This is a genomic window from Marinobacter sp. C7 (assembly GCF_022343555.1).
In the GTDB taxonomy this organism is placed as follows: domain Bacteria; phylum Pseudomonadota; class Gammaproteobacteria; order Pseudomonadales; family Oleiphilaceae; genus Marinobacter.
The window spans coordinates 1-548 of record NZ_JAKQZH010000071.1 but is presented as its reverse complement, the minus strand read 5'-3'; the positions used below and the strand labels follow the sequence as shown (position 1 = coordinate 548).

At 62.6% G+C, this 548-nt stretch carries 1 protein-coding gene; it reads right to left on the bottom strand.

All coding sequences use genetic code 11. The annotated features are described in order from the left end of the window. The coding region (locus MD273_RS18780; RefSeq protein WP_239039286.1) for a protein adenylyltransferase SelO family protein at positions 1 to 548 on the bottom strand (548 nt) is incomplete at both ends.

Here is a 548-nt window from a genome sequence, read left to right as displayed (position 1 = left end):
AACCGATCTTCGCGCGAAAGCCATCGAGATAAGCGGTGTTGAACGCGTCCGCAAAGCCGGAAAGCGCGTCCTGTGCGGCTTCAATGGCCTTGTTTTCGTCCGGATCGAGATGGGGAAGCAGGCATTCTGCCAGACGAAAGAGGTTCCAGTGCGCGATGCGGGCCTGGTTGGCGTAGGCGTAACGCCCGTTCCGGTCGATCGAGGAAAAGACGGTCGCGGGATCGTAGACGTCGAGGAAGGCACACGGGCCGTAGTCGATCGTTTCCCCGGCGATCGACATGTTGTCGGTGTTCATGACGCCATGCACGAAGCCGATCTGCATCCAGCGTGCGACGAGTTCCCCCTGACGGGTGCAGATGCCTTCGAGAAGAGCGCGGTAGGGATTGGAAGCGCCCGCGGCCTCGGGGTAATGCCTGTCGATCACATGGTCGGCGAGTTGGCGAACCGCTTCGTTGTCGCCCCGTGCCGCGAAGAACTGGAACGTGCCGACGCGTATATGGCTGGAGGCGACACGCGTCAGCACCGCGCCCGGCAGGGCCTTTTCCCGG